At 40.3% G+C, this 18992-nt stretch carries 20 protein-coding genes and 1 riboswitch; of the genes, 1 reads left to right on the forward strand and 19 read right to left on the reverse strand.

The window, feature by feature from the left end:
- Positions 1-93: 93 nt before the first annotated feature.
- The 13 genes from ACFOZY_RS11160 to ACFOZY_RS11220 form a co-directional block, all read right to left on the reverse strand.
- Complete coding sequence (locus tag ACFOZY_RS11160) at positions 94-675, reverse strand: lysophospholipid acyltransferase family protein (protein WP_378155419.1); 582 nt, start codon at positions 673-675, stop codon at positions 94-96.
- A complete protein-coding gene (gene cmk, locus ACFOZY_RS11165) occupies positions 672-1352 on the reverse strand; it encodes a (d)CMP kinase (RefSeq protein ID WP_378156132.1) in 681 nt (226 codons plus the stop codon). Before cmk ends, ACFOZY_RS11160 begins: the two co-directional genes overlap by 4 nt.
- 85 nt (positions 1353-1437) lie before the next feature.
- Entirely contained in the window at positions 1438-2091 is a 654-nt protein-coding gene (locus tag ACFOZY_RS11170; protein WP_378155421.1) for a flagellar brake protein, read from the reverse strand.
- Positions 2092-2169: 78 nt separating this feature from the next.
- Positions 2170-3462: a PepSY1/2 domain-containing protein gene (locus ACFOZY_RS11175; protein WP_378155424.1), complete on the reverse strand. Its 1293-nt coding sequence runs from the start codon at positions 3460-3462 to the stop codon at positions 2170-2172.
- 5 nt (positions 3463-3467) lie between these two features.
- Positions 3468-4271, reverse strand: a complete 804-nt coding sequence (sleB, locus tag ACFOZY_RS11180) for a spore cortex-lytic enzyme (RefSeq protein WP_378155426.1) — start codon at positions 4269-4271, stop codon at positions 3468-3470.
- A gap of 128 nt (positions 4272-4399) precedes the next feature.
- Positions 4400-5077, reverse strand: coding sequence for a glutamic-type intramembrane protease PrsW (gene prsW, locus ACFOZY_RS11185; RefSeq protein WP_378155428.1), 678 nt, complete (start codon positions 5075-5077; stop codon positions 4400-4402).
- A 68-nt stretch (positions 5078-5145) separates the two neighbouring features.
- Positions 5146-6114, reverse strand: a complete 969-nt coding sequence (locus ACFOZY_RS11190) for an asparaginase (protein ID WP_378155430.1) — start codon at positions 6112-6114, stop codon at positions 5146-5148.
- Between the two features lie 81 nt (positions 6115-6195).
- Positions 6196-7176, reverse strand: coding sequence for a YpdA family putative bacillithiol disulfide reductase (locus tag ACFOZY_RS11195; RefSeq protein ID WP_378155432.1), 981 nt, complete (start codon positions 7174-7176; stop codon positions 6196-6198).
- A 15-nt stretch (positions 7177-7191) separates the two neighbouring features.
- A complete protein-coding gene (locus ACFOZY_RS11200) occupies positions 7192-7956 on the reverse strand; it encodes a metallophosphoesterase (protein WP_378155434.1) in 765 nt (254 codons plus the stop codon).
- A 91-nt stretch (positions 7957-8047) separates the two neighbouring features.
- Positions 8048-8659, reverse strand: coding sequence for a CBS domain-containing protein (locus ACFOZY_RS11205; RefSeq protein WP_378156134.1), 612 nt, complete (start codon positions 8657-8659; stop codon positions 8048-8050).
- A gap of 120 nt (positions 8660-8779) precedes the next feature.
- On the reverse strand, positions 8780-9397 hold the full coding sequence (locus ACFOZY_RS11210; RefSeq protein ID WP_378155436.1) for a LysM peptidoglycan-binding domain-containing protein: 618 nt from the start codon (positions 9395-9397) through the stop codon (positions 8780-8782).
- 77 nt (positions 9398-9474) lie between these two features.
- The gene (locus ACFOZY_RS11215) at positions 9475-10929 is read right to left on the reverse strand and encodes a RecQ family ATP-dependent DNA helicase (RefSeq protein ID WP_378155438.1); all 1455 of its coding nucleotides are present in this window, start codon (positions 10927-10929) and stop codon (positions 9475-9477) included.
- Positions 10898-11968: a YpbB family protein gene (locus ACFOZY_RS11220; protein ID WP_378155440.1), complete on the reverse strand. Its 1071-nt coding sequence runs from the start codon at positions 11966-11968 to the stop codon at positions 10898-10900. Before ACFOZY_RS11220 ends, ACFOZY_RS11215 begins: the two co-directional genes overlap by 32 nt.
- Positions 11969-12077: 109 nt before the next feature.
- Between ACFOZY_RS11220 and ACFOZY_RS11225 the strand changes: the two genes are divergently transcribed.
- Positions 12078-12329, forward strand: a complete 252-nt coding sequence (locus ACFOZY_RS11225) for a ferredoxin (RefSeq protein ID WP_378155442.1) — start codon at positions 12078-12080, stop codon at positions 12327-12329.
- Positions 12330-12369: 40 nt separating this feature from the next.
- On the opposite strand, the gene ACFOZY_RS11230 is transcribed toward ACFOZY_RS11225, so the two are convergent.
- The 6 genes from ACFOZY_RS11230 to ccsB all read right to left on the reverse strand — a co-directional run bounded on the left by ACFOZY_RS11230 (position 12370) and on the right by ccsB (position 18990).
- On the reverse strand, positions 12370-12954 hold the full coding sequence (locus tag ACFOZY_RS11230) for an ECF transporter S component (protein ID WP_378155444.1): 585 nt from the start codon (positions 12952-12954) through the stop codon (positions 12370-12372).
- 140 nt (positions 12955-13094) lie between these two features.
- Positions 13095-13224, reverse strand: a riboswitch (FMN riboswitch).
- Positions 13225-13313: 89 nt separating this feature from the next.
- On the reverse strand, positions 13314-14534 hold the full coding sequence (locus tag ACFOZY_RS11235) for a hypothetical protein (RefSeq protein ID WP_378155447.1): 1221 nt from the start codon (positions 14532-14534) through the stop codon (positions 13314-13316).
- Positions 14521-15060, reverse strand: a complete 540-nt coding sequence (locus ACFOZY_RS11240; protein WP_378155449.1) for an RNA polymerase sigma factor SigX — start codon at positions 15058-15060, stop codon at positions 14521-14523. The genes ACFOZY_RS11235 and ACFOZY_RS11240 overlap by 14 nt, the downstream gene beginning before the upstream one ends.
- Positions 15061-15105: 45 nt before the next feature.
- Positions 15106-16887, reverse strand: a complete 1782-nt coding sequence (locus tag ACFOZY_RS11245) for an ATP-binding protein (protein WP_378155451.1) — start codon at positions 16885-16887, stop codon at positions 15106-15108.
- Positions 16880-17596, reverse strand: a complete 717-nt coding sequence (locus ACFOZY_RS11250) for a response regulator transcription factor (RefSeq protein ID WP_378155453.1) — start codon at positions 17594-17596, stop codon at positions 16880-16882. Before ACFOZY_RS11250 ends, ACFOZY_RS11245 begins: the two co-directional genes overlap by 8 nt.
- A 203-nt stretch (positions 17597-17799) precedes the next feature.
- A complete protein-coding gene (ccsB, locus tag ACFOZY_RS11255; protein WP_378155456.1) occupies positions 17800-18990 on the reverse strand; it encodes a c-type cytochrome biogenesis protein CcsB in 1191 nt (396 codons plus the stop codon).
- Positions 18991-18992 lie beyond the last annotated feature (2 nt).

Genomic DNA, 18992 nt, shown 5'->3' on the forward strand with positions numbered 1-18992 from the left:
CTCCTTCTAAAGGTTCCTGCTCTTATTTCTATTTTATGCGAATGCATAGATAAAAACAAAATATTACACTTTTACTGTTACCCTGATTATGGATTATTTATGCTTCTTTAATAATTCTGCAATATTTCCCATGATGATTTCAGTTACCTCCTCGGAGGAGGCTTTCCTTTCCCGATAAGGTTTAATATCAATCGGCTTTCCGTAAATCACCTTTAATCGGCGGAATGGTTTGTATGGTCCAATAATCGCACACGGCACAACATCTGCATCTCCACGTAAAGCAAAAAAGCCAGCCCCTGAGAAGGCCTTTCCCAATTCCCCTGTTTTGTTCCTGGTACCCTCTGGGAAAAGGCCGACCACATTCCCCTCTTTTAACAGTTTGATAGCCATTCGAAGAGCATCACGGTCGCTCATCCCTCGCTTAACCGGAAATGCGTTAAGTCCAGGCAACAACTTCTTCAAGACCGGAACGTTAAACAATTCTCCTTTTGCCATGAAATGCACTGGGCGGGGAGCAGTAATCCCCACAACAGGCGGATCTAAATTATCGATATGATTGGCGCAAATGAGAATTCCGCCCTCTTTCGGAAAATGTTCAAGACCAATAATTTCGAAACGATACACAGGTTTCAAAATGCCATAAACAAAACCTTTTGCAAATTGATAAAGATTCATGCTCGTTCGATCCTTTCTCTTGCTAAACGGATTATTTCACCGGCAGCCTGCTCAATTGTCATCCGGGTCGTATCTATATAAATCGCGTCTTCCGCTTTTTTCAACGGTGATACTTCCCGTTCACTATCCATTTTGTCACGAAGTTCAATTTCTTGTTGCAACACTTCTATGGAGGAAGGGATTCCACGCTTTTCATTTTCAAGCTGCCTTCTTTTAGCCCGTTCCTCTACCGAGGCGGACATGAAAATTTTCAGTTCGGCATCCGGGATGACTTGTGTACCGATATCGCGACCATCCATAACAACCGAGCCATTTTTAACCATCTCTTGTTGCCGTTCCACCATGGCTTCCCTTACTTGTCGATGGCTAGCAACTTCTGAAACCGATGATGTGACCTCACGAGTACGAATATCTTCTGAGACATCCTCACCATCAAGCAGTACTGCCTGTCCGCTCAAAGAAGGAACTAATCTGATTTCCGTCCTATTTAATAATTCAGCAAGGTCTTCTGCCTGTCCTATATTTATGTTTTCCCTGATTGCTTTATACGTTATCGCTCTATACATTGCGCCCGTGTCTATATATGTATATCCAAGCGTCTCAGCAGCAAGCTTGGCAATCGTGCTTTTTCCTGCCGCAGCAGGACCGTCGATTGCGATTCGGATACCCTTTTCCAATTCGATCAATCCTTTCATACATTCAACTTATTTTAACATAGAAAAAAAGGAAAAGTCCTGAAACATGAGAAGGACTCCCACCGATTCAGACTGTTCCTTTTTTGCGATTTAACAGCTGTCGTTCGAAACAGAAACGGACGATGAATTGTCGGTCCGTATCTTCAATTTCATCAAATTGCAGAGAAGCAATTTGTTTACCCGCTTTCTCCCATATCCTAATCACATTTGCTGTGGCTTTGACATACTTCAGATCACCATTTGTGAAATGTAGAACGATTAATAATTCAATGTGATCATTTTCTCTAAAATGTACCGTCTGATTCAATAATAAGGCCATTCCACCTGCACTAATATCTTCAGCTACAAATTGAGACACGTCTCCATGGAAATTGACGGAAACATCAACCGGTGTTTCTACCCGGACATATTCTCGCCTTTGTATTTTGATCAGCTGTTCATCTCCCGGGTATGAAAGCTTGATCATTGGGATGTTTTTTCTAAGCCGTCCAAGTATTTCAGTTTTGAAGGCATATGCAGCATTCGTATTTTCTGAAAAGTTCACATGAAGCTGCGTACCTTCAAGAAAGAAAGCAGTCTTTTTTGTACTAATATGGATCGGATAATCAATCATGAAATAGTCTGCACCTTCTTCAATTTCAACAACTTTACATTTATAACGTTCCGTTGTTTCAGTGAAGGTCGTTTCGATTATTAATGTAGTACCGACTTTAAGTTTCATTCAGTTCGCCTCAGTCATAGAATTTCTCTTTTCATTATGTCATGAGGCGACTGAAGATTCCATATAAATTTACATTTCTCATTTTACGTTTTCGGATTTTAATACTTCCCCGGTTTCTGTGTCCACCATGATCCGATACGTAATTTGCTGTTCGTTTTCTTTCTTTGTAACAATAAGCTTATAACAGAGACGTTGCTCCATTTGTTCGTTTTCAGTGTAGGCAAGTTCTTCTTCCTCTACCTTAACGCCTTCATTGAAAAATGTCTTCCAGTCAAATTTATTGATTGGCTGTTCTTTCAGGTTTTCCTTTTGGATATACTCCATAGCGTTCATACCGAGCAGATCACCATTATCTTTTGCCACTTTAAATTGAATGGCATCCGAATAGACTTTTGCGTTGTATCGCGGCTCAACACGAACGAACGTCATATGCCATGCCGTATGATTTTCCCTTACCTCATCAAGAACAATGTCTGTAAAACCTGAATTCTGCTTAAACCGCTCCGCTAATTCTTTAACAAGTTGCGAATCTATCCGTTTGTCTTCGTTCGGCCGTTCAAAGAGAAGGGATAACAGATTTCCTCCCTTTTGTGTGATATCTGCATAGCCAAGTCCAACTCCATCCTGGAATTCCAGATGATAGAAAGGATAAGGTGCATCCTTTCGGCTCTCCGTAACATGGATTCTGGCATCTGCGTGGGCAGGGAAAATCTTTTTAAATACTGCTATCGCATCATTTTGTGTTATTTTTTTACCCTCCAACTGACGGAGGTCTTTCTTCTTTTGAGCATCAGATTCACTTGTCGTTAAAGGAAAATCACTTTCCCGGTATGTCTTCAAGGTCTTCCCCATGGACTGCCAATTGTTTGAAGGCTGTTTCGACTCAATATTCGCCATCCATTTCTCAACCGATACATCGTTTTGGAAGAATGAAGCAGTCGCCATTTCCCATTCGGTTGAAAAGTCTGAAAGATTATTGACCGTTTGCGCCATCACCTTCTGCCACTCCTCATCAGGAATTTGGCCATCAGACGTTAATTTTGCATAATTACCAAGCCTGCTTAAATAGTTCATCCATTCATTCGAAAATCCCTGGTCGAGCGGCAATGATGCAACTGAATCCCTAATTTCTGAAGACAATCTCCAAATATCCTCAAGCGGCTGCTGAATCGCTTGTTCATCTTGGAATAGTAACGTTTTCTGAACTGAATCTTTGAGGTCCGTCAACTTACCTGAAGCATCAGCCATTTCTTGCGTATACTGTCCTTGCAATAAATACGTAAGCTGTTCCTTATCCGTATTTACGGAGTTCACATAAACCAAAAGCGCTACAACTGCAAATGAAAGTACAAATAGTAAGCTTCTCATCATCTACCTCATAAGCAAAATATATGCTGACCGATTTTTTTGATTTGCGGACGAGTCCAGATCCATTCGGATGTTGCTGTTTCGGGATTGAAATAATAAATAGCATTTTCAGTCGGATCCCATCCATTTAACGCATCAATAACGGCTTGCTTTGCCCTTTCGTTTGGAGTAAGCCAGATTTGCCCATCAGCTACAGCGGTAAATGCAAGCGGTTGGAAAATCACCTCGCTGATTGAGTTAGGAAAATCAGAATGTTCTACACGGTTCAATATGACTGCAGCTACGGCCACTTGACCTTCATAAGGCTCACCGCGTGCTTCACCATAAACTGCGTTTGCCATTAGTTGAAGATCCTTATCTGTATAACTTCCCGGAAGCTGTGCGGTATTCTTTGTACCACCTCCACCACCACCGGCATTTCGTTTAGTCACTTGTTTTTCCATAGGTGTGCCACCAAAGTGTGTGAATTTATTTCCTTCTTTTATGTTTTGTTGGACAAAATCTCGGTGGTATTTGGATACTGATACTAACTTTTCCTTTGTACCCTTACCGGCAATCCCGTCTATTGGAAGTCCATACTGCTCTTGGAAGTTCCGAAGAGCCCAGTACGTACCATAACCAAACTTGCCGTCAATTTCTCCTGTGTAGTATCCAACATACTGTAATCTTGCCTGTAATTCGATGACATCGTCTCCGAAAGCGCCGCGTTCGATTACCTGATCTGAAAAAGCAGTCGTCTGTTCACTTCCGGTTACACTATAGATAAAGATAGCCATAATAGACAAAAACACAATTTTTAGCTTTGCTTTCATATCCAATATCCTCCTTTCACCATAGCTTGTGTAAAAAAAGGAAAAATATAAGCGATGAATAACGATGAAGATAAAATAAAGAGCACAAAAAAAAGAATCTGCACAAAATACAGATTCTCTAAGACCAGTTATATATTCGATTCTGTTTCTTTTCTATGAAAATGAAGCGTAACGAGATGCGCGCGTTTCACTTTTTTTAAACCGAACCACCATAAGAACAACATGAACGGCACCATGAAATATAACCAAACACCTTGGGAACTTAAGATTGTATTATAAATCATATGCAATAAAAGTGGTGCGAGTAAAGCGATCAGTAAGAGTTGTTGAGGCTGGAACGTGGAGAACTTAGCTTTCCCAATATAATAGCCCATAACCACTCCAAATAAGGCATGACTTGAAACTGGCAGTAATGCTCTAATGAATGCCGTATCCACGCCAAATGTTACTAAGTACAAAATATTTTCAACTGTAGCAAAACCCAAGGACACACTAACCCCATAGAGTATTCCGTCATAAGGATCTTCAAAATTCACATGCTTATAAATCGCAACGATTAAGATCAACCATTTAAAGAACTCTTCCAAACTACTTGTAAAAAGGACATTTTGAACAAAAGCTGATGAAAACGTCCCTTCCTCTTCAAAAACATATTGCAAGAACAATATCGGGAACGTCAATATTGCTCCATACAGAAATGCATGAAACAATGTCTTGGATGGTTCCCGTGCAATTTGTTTTCTTAGATAGAAGTAGCTGAATAACGCCAGCCCAGGGGCGATCGCTACTGATAAAAGTATTAGCATGTTCCGACCCCTTACATGACATTTACTCAAATTATACCATTTTGTCCGTAAGATAAGGAGGGGGCTTTTTAATTTTCAAATACGGTCTTATCAATCGTATTTCCACTCGCTAAAAGCACAGCCACTTTTATTCTGGCCTTTTTACTATTGTAATCGCCGCCAAGGACTACACCATTTCTCATTAAGTCTGCTGCACTACCCAAATAATCATAGGCAGGATATACCCGCCCTTCCTCTGCACTAGTAGTAACTACTACATGGACCCCTTTTGAAACCGCTTTGTTGATGGCGGGCATCATATAAGGCGAAACTTGACCACGTCCAACACCTTCCAAAATGATTCCTTCCACTCCATCATCTACTAACGCTTCAATAACGGTACCAGATGCACCCGAATAACATTTGATGATGTCAACCTTAGGTTCCTTGTGAAGGTTCTTATACACTTCTCGGTTAACCGGTTTTTGATATACCCGGACAACCCCGCTATCAATGATCCCTAAATAACCATGCCCAAATACATCAAAGGCCTGTAAATTTGAACTATGGACTTTCCTTATATATCTTGCAGAATATATTCGTTCATTAAAGACAACGACGGTCCCGCTCCCGTATGTAGCAGGTTCAGATGCAACCAGTATTGAATTGCTTAAGTTAGAAAAGACATCACTACCGACTTCAAAAGGAGATCTTTGAGATCCAGTTATGACAACTGTTCGTTCATCAGCAATCGTCAGGTCGAGAAAGTAAGCCGTTTCTTCCAAACTGTCTGTTCCGTGAGTGACGACAATCCCGCTAACATCTGGGTCTTCAAACTCATTTAAGATAACATCCCTAATTTTCAACATTTCTTTAAAGCCGATATGCATACTTGGAAGTTGGAATACATCAATTATTTTAATCTCAATTTCTTCAGGCAACTGGCACAAAGCAGCCAATTCTTCACCTGTGATGGCGCCGGAGTTCAGCAGTCCATTTTCAATTGGCTTACTAGCGATTGTTCCGCCTGTTGTTATGACTGATACTTTTCTTTTCATATGGAATTCACTCCTTCATCTCATTCTACACAAATTACTAAGTGAACCTATAATGTTTTAGCATTTAAAAAACGGATTGCCTCATTGACCGGGCAATCCGTTTATTTTATCTATAATGGATGTGGCTATCATTTCGCCATGAAATCGTCCATTTTCTATAAAGATTTCATTTGCATTATTACCAGCCGCTATAACACCCGCTATAAATAAATCCGGTACATTCGTTTCCATCGTTTCTTCATGATAAGAGGGTCTTCCTGTATGAGGGTCAATTTCTACGCCCATTCCCTCAAGAAATGAGTGATCCGGATGGTATCCTGTCATAGCAAACACAAAATCATTGCTGATTTCACGATGCTGCCCTTCCGTGTTCAAAGTGACCGATTTTTCTTTGATTTCCACTACATCTGTATTGAACAGCATAGTAATTCCGTTTGTTCGAACAAGCCCTTCAAACTCTGGCAAGACCCATGGTTTGATACTCGGTGAATATATATCACCCCTGTAGGCTACAGTGACATGTGCACCAGCCTTGTGCAATTCCAGTGCTGCATCTACCGCAGAGTTTTTCCCTCCAATTACGAGGACTTCTGTATCAAAAAAAGGATGACCTTCCTTAAAATAGTGATGTACTTTAGGCAGATTTTCTCCTGGTATGCCCATCATATTTGCATGGTCATAGTAGCCGGTTGCAACAACCACGTATGGTGTGGAGTAATCTCTTAAATTAGTTTCTACGGTAAATCCATTTTGGGTTTTGTTTACCTTTTTGACTGTTTCGAAACGATTAACCCGAATACCCTTTAATTTAACCACTTCCCGATAGTAGACAAGTGCCTGATTTCGCTTCGGTTTTCGATCTTGTGTGATGAAGGGAATATTTCCAATCGCCAGTTTGTCACTAGAACTGAAAAACGTCTGATGAGTTGGGTAATTGTAAATGGCATTCACGATGTTTCCTTTTTCTATGACGAGAGGAACGATCCCTGCCTCTTGCAGCGCGATTGCCGCAGCAAGACCGCATGGACCACCGCCTATAATAATTGCTGCTTCCTTTTGCATTATAACCCCTCAATTCTACTCGATGTTTCCGTTTAAACGGATGATATGGCATTCAGGACGGGCACCAAGTCTTAATGGAACCATGGATGTACCATACCCGTTACTGATTAATGAATAATATCCTTCTTCTTCCATCATCCTGCCTTTTTTGAACATCCCGAACGGCCCAAGACGAATTTGGCCGCCGTGGGTATGACCTGCCATCATCACATGTGGCTGATAGCGATTCTTTGCTTTTTTAAATACGAATGGGGAATGGGTGATGAAGATCGTAATATCAGAAGATTGTATGGAAGTGAAAGCTTGGTCTAAATTCAAATTGCCGCTAGATGTGTCGTCGACTGCACAAATCATCCATCGTTGCTTGCCCGTTTTTAGTACAGCTGAGCTATTCTCAAGTACATCTCCTCCGAAGGATTGGATAATTCCTTTTATATTCGCTTCTCCCACTTCCCGGTCGTTATTGCCCCATATGTAGTATATTTTCCCTAATGAGGACAAGCGCCTTACGTTTTCTTCTATTCGTTTAAGCGGTACCCCTTTTTCTGCTAAATCACCGCCGATGATCACTGCATCAAACTTTTCGTTAATTTGCTTTATCAGTGCTTCGGAAATTTTACGTCGATGAATGTCAGAAACAAAGAATAATCGAAGCGGCTTCTCTTCCTTTTTCACATGTAAGAAGAGATTATGCTCTTTAAGTTTAGTCGCTTTTGCATAGGCGAACATATATAGGAATAATCCGCCTACAAAAAGCGGTAAAAACCATAAATATTTCATTCTCTCTTCCCTTTCCTCGAACTGCTGTGACCATTCGTTACAGAAAAACAGAAAAGGCAAAGTAAAATACTCTGCCCCCTCTGTTTAATCATTAATCCTCTGCAATATGAAGTACCCTGAATCCAGAATCATCTAACTCGTTTAGGAACTTTTGAAGATTATCCCGCTTTTCAATCTTTAAAACAATGCGCCGGATCAGCTTATCCGTTTCATCGAATGTGACGAGTGAAATGACTGATTCGTGATATTTTTGAATGATATCCGAAAGTTTAGCAATCCGTCCGTCTGATTCAACGGATGAAAACGTAATACGAACTCCTGCTCTATCCATACCGAAGGCACTTTTAAATTGGTGAAGCACATCATATCTTGTGACAATCCCCAAGAATTTATCACCTTCTGTGACCGCAGCGATCGGGAAATCGTTTAATGCAATTAGCGCTTTTTCAAAGACATCTTCTAATTGCAACACAGTTTCGCGTTTTTTAATGATATCCGAGACAATCCGTTCCTCCAAAAAAGATTCCTTGTTCATGTCTAAATCGTAAAATGCACGGTACACATGAAAACGCGTTACAATCCCAACGTAATTTTGGCCGTCAAGTACCGGAAGGGCATCGACTTGCTTCATTTCGAGAATCTCAAGCACTTTCTGCACTGAGTCGCCGATTTGAATGGTAAAACATTTTTCCTTAGGAATCATCACACTTTTAACAAACAAAGGACCCACCCTTTCCCGCTAATAAAATATGGCCCATTATGAACGCCATCTCTATATTTATTCTGCGATTGAAAGAAATATCCTTCTTTTGATTCATAGTATTTACGGAATTCTTAAAGTTTGTCCAGCGGATATTTCATTAGAAGAAAGACCATTTGCAGATTTTATAGTTTCTACGCCATCAGGAGAACCGTAGTAATTCATTGCAATTCGGAACAATGTTTCACCAGGTGCAACTACATGTGTGCGTTCTTCCGCATCAGTTTCTTCAGTCTTCTCCGGCTCATCTTCTACAGGGGCAGGATCGACGTTTTCTTCTGGTTGAGCAGGGACAGTAGTTGAATCGGTTTCTGGTTGCTCTGCGTCTATATTTTCATTTTCGTCGGAAGGTGGATCCACTTCATCCGAGTCAGATGCAGAATCCTGATCTGGTGTATTCACTTCCATTTTAAACTGATTATCCTTTAATGCTGTTTCCGGCATTTGAGGCTCATAAAATGCGACAACGTATATCAGAAATCCAACAGGTATTAGTATAAATATACCAAACATCGTTGTCAGCAACTTGCTGGTCTTCTTCTTGGGAGTTTTCCCTTTACCGTTTTTACGCCCATTCCTATGTAGTTCTCTTCGAGAACGTACACGATCCTCACCGTTTTTATCAACATGAATCTCTTGTCGATGCTGTTCTATTTTTTCTAAATAATCATCAGGTTTCATGTAGTTCAGACTCCATTTCTTTCTAACATCTACACCTTATTATGACGAAAATTGTCGCAAAAGTAAATGACATCCCTTCAGATTGGAAAGAGCTGTCCAAGCCTTTCTTCCCAAGAGGAGAAAGAAGCTGAAGTTAATTCCTCTTTCTGCTTAGTCAACAGATTATTTAAGTTAACCCCACAAACTGAGCAGCAATTGAGAGGCTTTTTACTTTCATCCAGTTCTTGTCCGAAGTATGTTAGTATTTTCCCCCGGAGACAGGTCGTGTCCTCAATTAATTTTAGCATGTCTTGAATTTGTCGATTCTTGTCCATTCGTAGTCTTTCAACAATTTGAATGGTCTCAACAGGATCGGTTCTCTCTAACCAATAGGACAGTACTCGGAAGTCTGTTTCGTTCATGAATCCATCATCGACTAATCTTGCAGGGTTTTCGCCATTTGATTTCTTTTCGTTTATCATTTCTATAAAGTGCTTAATAGGGATTTCTTCATTTACTACAAACCGGGTCCGTTCTTCATCCCCTTCTGTATATAAAAGAAAAGCAACTGCGTCATTTCCGTTTCTTCCAGCCCTTCCGACTTCCTGAATGTAATTAGCAGGAGTGGCAGGTAGATGATCATGGATTACTTGCCGGATATCGTCTTTATGAATCCCCATACCAAAGGCATTCGTTGCACACACCCATTGTAATTCTCCGGAAAGGAATTGTTGTTGGACGAACACCCGGTCCTCTTGTTCCATACCTGCATGGTAAAAACCGCTGCGTGTCCCGCTTTCATTCAAAATAGCAGACAGCGCTTCAGCGCGTTGTCTTGACTGGGTGTAAATGATTCCTGGGCCTTCATAAGTTTTTGTGTGAGAGACCAGCCATTCTGTTTTTTGGTCCTGATTTTCAAGCTTTTCGATGACATAACGGATATTTGGACGGTCTAAGGAATGAATATGAATAAATGGTTTGTACATCTGTAAATATTCTTGGATGTCATGTACTACTTTACTTGTTGCAGTTGCTGTCAAAGCTAACACCGGCGGCCTTTGAAAAGTTTTTAGCCAATCACTTATCCTCAAATAATCTGGTCTGAAATCGAATCCCCATTGTGAGATGCAATGTGCTTCATCAGTAACGATCAATGATAGGTTTGTCTTGGCTAATTGGTCTCTCACGATCGGCTGAAAAATCATTTCTGGAGAAGTAAACACAAACCGGTATGATGAAAGATTAAACAGTATTCTTTGTTTGTCTTGATAGGAAAGAAAAGAGTTGAGGGCTACTACCCTTTTTTCCCCCAGCCGTTTTAATTGCTCGACTTGATCCTGCATTAAAGAAAGAAGAGGAGAAATGATTAAAACCGTTCCACCAAGCAAATAGGCCGGCAACTGATAACAAAGTGACTTTCCCATCCCTGTCGGAAGAATTGCGACTACATCTTTCCCCGCTAACACCGCTTGAATGATTTCCTCTTGACCTGGTCGGAGTTCATCATACCCGAATCTCTCTTTAAGAACGTGATGGAGCTTTTGTTTGTGCACTCTTTTCACCTTCCTTATAAGCCATACCCAGTCTTAACTGAAAATAAGAAAGGTTAGGTAATCTTTCTTTCAACAATCGGAGTTTTTTTGAATTTAATTCCTTCACGGCTTTTTGTACTTGTTCAAGTTCTGAATTTGTTAAGAATCTTGAAATTGGAAATGCCATTTCATTAATTGCCATCTCAACGAAATGATCCTCAATCGTGCTCATTTTAAGTTTTCGAATTTCGGTAATCTGTTCCATTGAAAATCCTTGAGAAAAGAGATGAGACGTTTTTGTGGCAGATTCAGTCAATGGTGTGCGCGCTTTAATATCATATGCAATCTCACGGAGAAGCGGGAACTTTGATGGTTCGAAAGTGAGTTGATCCAGCCACTTATGTAATGCCTCGATAAACGCAAGGTACACATCCATCTCAGCACAATCTGTCCGCTCCGCCATTTGACGCCATGTCCATCCACTAACACCTTTTCCTGTTAAACGATGGACAATCATGTTTTTTTGTTCGTCATTGAGTAGACCAGAAGAAATACTTTCAATCATTTCACATTTAAAATCGGAAATGAACCGATATTCTATGTAAGGCTTAGAAGATAGATAGACTTTGACAAACTGCTGGATTTTTTCATCTTTTTGTACCGGGACAAACTTCATATCTTTAGTGATCGCTTGTGATAACGTTTGAACAATCAAGGACAAGCGGTAGAAAAACTCCCATTCTTTGCCTCTGTATATCCAACCATTAAACATAAACTCTACGGGTTCTTTCGCACATTCTATTCCTTTTTGTGTTAAATGTGCAATAGAGTGTTCAATTTTTATCAAATCTTTGTTCACAAGATTTTCAATATATTTGTCGAACAATTCCTTCTTCAATTTTGGTAAAATAGAAAAGTACGATTTCATATTATAATATTCGACATCCTGTAAAGTCTGTCCAGAACGTTTACCGTTCAATAGATGAAAGACAGCAGATACAGTCCGCTCCCCTTGAAAAGATGAAATTAGCGTTAGGAGCAATCGGTCGAAATTTGTCATATCTCCCACCTCTTTACAAAAGTTTATAGGTTGAAAACGTGGAGAAACAGCATTAGAATGATTAACGTAAGCCGTAGGTCCGTACGGAGAAGGAAAAGGAGAGAATTTCATGGCTAAATTTACGATCGTCGATCAAGATACATGTATCGCGTGTGGCGCATGCGGCGCGGCAGCACCAGATATTTACGATTACGATGATGAAGGGATTGCCTTTGCTATCCTTGATGATAACATGGGTTCAACTGAAGTTCCAGAAGAACTGCTGGAAGACATGTTGGACGCATTTGAAGGCTGCCCGACAGATTCAATCAAAGTGGCAGATGCGCCATTTGAAGGTAACCCTTTAAAATTCGAAGAATAAACCAATAAGTAAAAAAGCGGAGCCTCTTGGCCCCGCTTTTTTATTTTATATCAAATTGGATTTGTTGTTTCTTGATGAACCCTTTCATACTGCGATAGATGAGTAGAGTCAAGACCATCAGTAGGATTCCCTTGACTAAGTTAAAAGGTAAAATTCCTAAAACGATCATTTCATACAATGCAGTGCCTGTAACTGCCTCCATGCCAAGGAAGTACGTATACATAGGTAGGAATAATACATAGTTCAACAAACTCATCCCGACAGCCATTGACACAGTCCCAACGACCAATCCCAGTGTCAAACCTTTCGCATTGAGTAATCTACGATATACAAAATAGACTGGTAATATGAACAATACACTTGTTGCGAAGTTCGCAAGATGTCCAACCGGTACCCCTGTTGGGCTTCCGGAAAATATCCAATCCAAGAAGTTCTTGAGCAGCTCCACTGTAATTCCGGCCATTGGCCCCATAATGATTGTTGCAATTAATGCAGGTACATCACTGAAGTCTACCTGTAAGAACGCTGGAAACGGCGGCAATGGAAAATTGAACAGCATTAATACAAATGATATTGCCCCCAACATACCAACCGCAATCAGTTTTCGTAGTTTTGTGTCTTTCATAATTTCCTCTCTCCTCCCATGATTCACTTTCTAAGAAGAAAGGGCGGACATCTGATCAAAATAAAATCCCTTAAGCTTCGCTTAAGGGAGAAAAAGGCACATTGAAAATAGCATCTGATCGTAGAAAAGACGTTCCGCACCTTCACCTTCTCCCATCCAGACTGTACTGTCGGCTTTGGAATCTCACCAAATCCTGCCTTGCGGCTCGCGGGCTTAAGAATTTCTTCTAATACCGCCGGTCGGGAATTGCACCCTGCCCCGAAGATGAATCATATTAATTTAGTTTTAATTCAAGACAATTATTACTATAACTCATAATAAGGGGAATGTAAACCATCTTGTTTACATCCCCTATAATGTCAGTTATTCAGATAGAAAGGGTTAGGACCGATCGGCTGTGGCAATGGCTGTGTAAGATCAAATCCATTCCATTCCGTTTGTTTTACATTTTCAAATTTAACCTTCAGATTGAAGCTTGCGGCCGTTAAAAGAATACCATCCATCATTTTTCCAGCTTCCTCTCGATCCATTGCCTCAAGGTCTACGGTTTTATCAAAGGTGATCGTAGCAACTTCTTTATCTTCGTTTACCGTAAAGTTTACATTTTTCGGAATGATAGGTTTGAAAAAATCACTTTGAGCTGATTTCATTTCTTTTAAAGCGGATGGTAGATCTTCAAATGTCTTTCCGGTCCAAGGAACTAACAATTGCTGATTGTTCTCTAATGTATACAAATAATAAGCAGTCTTTTTAAAAGGATTATTTAAAGCCACCGATTTAAGTAGACCCATATGTGCAAATTCTGCATTAGAACCATCCTTATTTATAACCTTTAAGAGATCATGCTCTTCCGAAAATGTCCATTCTATGGTTTGAAAATATTGATGTTCAGCTGCGCTCCCCATATCATATGGGTGATCTTTTGGAAGGGTGTGAATAATCAAGCCCTTTTCCTCTTTAAATTGTCCTATCATCGGGTGGTACTCACTGAATCCAAATGCATTTTCATTAATATCTGCTGCATATTTCCGGTAAAGCTCCAATTCCGATGGCCAATTGCCACCAAAATCTTCTGCAATCTTTTCTTTGCTGATTAAAAATGTCACAGGAATCGCTTCTGCTTGGGAAGAAAGCGCCAAACGGAATTCTTTGTATTCTTCCAAATCGGAAGGATACACTGCCATACGTGGCAGGCTTACATCTTGCATAGTAGTGGCGATTGAATTAGTTTCTGACTCTTCATCGGTGTAATCAGTTGATTCTTCTTTATACAATTTCGCCTCTACCGGTTCAGAGGATTCCGGTGATTCAGCAGCACGGTCTTCCATGCCAGCTTCTTGCGGAACCGAAATGTTCTCATTAAAGAATGAAGATACCAAAATGGTCATTGTTACGACTGCCGCTGCAGTGATAGAAGCAGGCATCCATTTCTGCCAATTTTTCTTCTTTTCCGGGCCATTCAGTCTTGGGTCGCTTTTCAGCTTGGCCAGTATGTCTTCTTTTGACCGTTCATCTTTGATTTTCGGTGCATTTGAAAGCAGCTGTTCAATTTGTTCATCGTCCCACTCATGATTCCCCATGTGCTTTCACCTCCTGTTTCAAATGCAAAAGATGCTCCCGAATTGCTTTAATAGCCCGATGTTGTGTCGTTTTGACTTTTCCTTCTGTCCATTGGAGGACTTCCGCAGTCTCAGTAATCGAGAGTTCCTGGAAATACCTCATGACAATGACCATCTTCTGATCTCCAGTACAATGATCCAAAGCATGGAGAACCTGCCTCATGTCATCATTTAGCTCAATGAGCTCTTCAGGAGAAGAAGTATTAGAAATGAGTTGTCTTGTTTCCCAGTCGAACGACTCGAATACATGCTTTTTTCGGACTGTATTTTTTCTGAAGAAGTCAATTGCTACATTCTTCGCAATTGAAAAGAGCCAAGTCTTTTCTGAACTTTTTCCTTCAAAGCGGCTATACGATTTAAATACCCGGACATATACTTCATGCATGAGGTCTTCTGCCTGCTGTCGATCCTTCACTAAATAGATCAAAAACTGGAAAACGTCCTGGTGGTATGATTCGTAGAGCCTATGGAAAACGGAGTCATCCATATACTCCCTCCGTTCATTAGATTAGTCGGATTTCAAACAAAAAGGTTACACATTCTTAAGAGGTAGATAAAAAGCGAAATGGGTACCACTATTTACTTCGCTATCCACTGTAATCGTTCCTTGGTGAGATTCAATAATTTTTTTTGCAATGGCAAGACCCAGTCCGGTTCCGCCTTTTCCGCGGGTACGTGCCTTGTCTGCTTTATAGAATCGTTCAAAAACATACGGAAGGTCCTCTTCCGGTATTCCAGAACCCGTATCAATGACGCTGACTTTTGCAAACAACTTATCTTTTTCAACACGGACTGTCACATTTCCTTCTTCCGGTGTATGTCTAATTGCATTATCGATTAAATTCGTAAGCACTTGTTCAATCCGATCCTCATCCAATTCCGCCATAAGTTGATCTTCCGCTTCGGATACAAAAGTCAATTCAATCTGTTCCTCTTTCGCCCTTTGCTGGAACTTATGTACAATTCGATCCACTACAGGTACAACATCTTGGCTTGATGTGTATAATCTCATGTGACCAGATTCAAGTCTCGCCAAATCTAACAAGTCGGTAACTAATCTCCCCATCCTCTGTGATTCTTCATAAATAATCTTAATGATTTCCTTACGCTCCACTTCATCCTCTACCACATCATCCATTATCGCTTCACTGTATCCTTGTAACATAGATATAGGCGTTCTTAATTCGTGCGAAACATTCGCAATGAAGTCGGAACGTAATTTTTCCAATTTATGCTGTTCCGTCATATCACGTAATACGACAACTGCCCCACGAATTGAATCTCTACTATACAAAGGGCTGATAGAGACAAAATAATAGCTCCCTATGATTTCAAGCTCATCTTCAATACCTTCTTCAAATGTCATAACATGATCAAGCATATGGTATATTTCAGCTGGGATCGGATGTTTACTTTCTGTCCCGCCTTTCAAAAACCATTTTTGCATGATTTTTTCTGCCTGCGGATTACTCAAAAGAATAGTCATATCCCGATTAAAAGTTACTACCGCATCGGTCATTGAAGTAAGGATATTTGACAGTTGTTCTTTCTCTTGATGAATCACTTCCAGGTGATGTTTCAATTGCCTTCCCATCTGATTGAATGCAGTCGCTAATTGCCCCATTTCATCATTCTGGCCGGCTGGAACTTTTGTTTCAAAGTTTCCTTTCGCCAGTTCGAATGCAGCTTCCCTCATCTTACGTAAAGGCGAAGTAATCTTTGTAGATAGGAAAAAGGCAAAGAAAGTCGTTAAAACGAATGCAATGAATGCCGATAAGAATACAATATTCGTTGTCTGTTTAGTAGTCTGATGGATTACATCAAGACTTTGGTAAATGAATACTGCGCCATGAGCTGAATTATCGGATTCTAGTGGAGACGCCAAGACAATATACGACTCCATCTGGTTCCCATCTTCAAGTGAAGGAAGCATCATTTCCTTCATCTCTTCTTTTTCGGACACAAAAGTAGAAGCTAAAACGGGATCACTTAAAATACGTCTTTGAACCTCTTCCTGATTTTGTCCTTCCTGATGAGTCATTCTGATTTCATTTGGACTAGCTGCAATGATCAAGTTCGTATGCTCTGCTAAAATATCTTTCACGATATTTGTGGATATTAGCTCCTCATCGTGATCTTCAAAAATCCGGATAATCGACTGTGCTTGCTGTGTCAAAGAAGATTCAGCTTGTTCCAAGTGAAAATCCTGAAGAAATTCTAAAATAAGCACCGTGACAATGAACAATACAAACGAAACGAGAAGCAATATGGTTCCCCATAGCTTCCCGACGATACTACTCCATATTCTATTCATTGATGACCTCGAACTTGTATCCGACTCCCCACACTGTCACAATCATCTTGGCAGCTTTTTCTGACACTCGATTAAGCTTTTCCCGAAGCCTTTTGACGTGAGTATCAACTGTTCTCAAATCGCCAAAAAATTCATAATGCCAAACTTCTTTCAACAGTTGTTCTCGGTCAAATACCTTATCAGGAGACTTGGCCAGGAAATACAACAGTTCATATTCCTTTGGTGTCAGATTTACCTCTACTCCTTCTGCAGTCACCCGATGTGCGTCATGGTCAATCGTCAAATACGGGAATACCACCAGGTCCTTTGAAGCAGTTGAAGACGTAGAATCAGAAAACGCAGCCGATCTTCTCAAGATTGCCTTCACTCGAAGAATCACTTCCCTCGGACTGAACGGTTTAACGATATAATCGTCAGCTCCAAGTTCAAATCCTTGCACACGGTTCGCTTCTTCACCTTTAGCTGTCAGCATAATGACAGGTGTGGATTTTTTCGAGCGCAGTTCTTCACATACCTCAAGGCCATCTTTCTCAGGCATCATTAAATCGAGAAGGATGCAATGATAATCATTTTCTAAAGCCATAGATAACGCTTCCACGCCATTTACAGCTTCGTCTACTACATAACCTTCACGTTCCAAATACATTTTCAACAATCGCCTGATGCGATCTTCATCATCAACTACAAGAATGGATATATTTTCAGACATAGGATCTGCCCCTCTCTTACACTCTCTCTACTATCATTGTACAAGTACTCGAAAAAAAAAGAAATGGTAGTGACTACTGAACGCTATATTTTTCACTATAGTTTGTGACTTTTACAATTCTTGATGCAGCAAATTATACTGTTTTCCCATAGAAAAAGCCCGGCGTATTCTACTACACCGGGCAATTGTATTTAAAAGTGATGTTATGCGTATGAGTGAAGACCTGCAATAATCAAGTTTACAAAAATTAAGTTGAACATGATGATAGTAAACCCAATTACCGCAAACCATGCTGATTTTTCACCTTGCCATCCTTTCGTAATTCGAAGATGCAAGAATGCCGCATAGAACAGCCAAGTGATAAGGGCCCATACTTCTTTCGGATCCCATCCCCAAAAGCGGGACCACGCTTCCTGTGCCCAAATCATTGCAAATACTAATGCTCCTAAACTGAAAACAGGAAAGCCGATGAGTACTGAGCGATATCCGATTTCATCCATTAGTTGATTATTGGCCCGTCTTACAAGCGGTTGTAACATAGCAGCTATCGGTTTTCTGCCAATTAGGCGAATAAGAATGTAAATGACTGTACCGAATATTAATGACCAAACAACTGTAGTCAGCTTTTTAGCATTAACATTTGGAGGCATTTCAGCAATCGGTTCCATTGTGCGATCCGTTAAGGTTTGGTATTCATTCATACCGAAAATCGGAGGCATCGTATACGAAATTTGAGCTTCCTTTCCATCTTTATTAAGGTAAGAGAAATCTGCTTCGTACCCCATTGCAGAGAATGTGATCGTCGATACAATGAAACCTACAAAAATGACAACGGTAAACATGACTGCTTCAATCCAAAATCTTTGCTTGGATTTTTTCGTCATATCGATATTTTTTAGTAAATAGACAAGACCTGCAACAGCACTAATCGCCAAAATGGCTTCACCTAAAGCAGCTGTAGTTACGTGAATGGTTAACCAGTAACTCTTCAGTGATGGAACAAGCGGGTTGATTTCCCTTGGGAACATTGAAGCAAAGCCAATAATTACAATTGCTATTGGTAATGCGAACAATCCTAAAGAAGGCACTTTATACATGAAATAGAATAAGATGAAAGCCCCTACTAAAAGCATCGCAAAAGCAGTCGTAAATTCAAATAGGTTACTAACAGGTGCATGTCCTGCTGCAATCCATCGGAATATAAAATACCCTATATGGGAAAGAAAACCGATGATGGTAACCGTGATGGCTGCTCTGCCCCATCTATTTTCTGAAGTAAATGATTCTTTGTTTTTGTTTGCTCCTTTGATAGCCCCACCAAATAGAAGTGTAGCTACAAGGTATGCAATGAATGCCACGAGCAATAAATTAGAACTGATTTCTACGTAATGCATGA

Origin of the sequence: Chungangia koreensis (genome assembly GCF_042651785.1) — a bacterium.
In the GTDB taxonomy this organism is placed as follows: Bacteria; Bacillota; Bacilli; order Bacillales_A; family Planococcaceae; genus Chungangia; species Chungangia koreensis.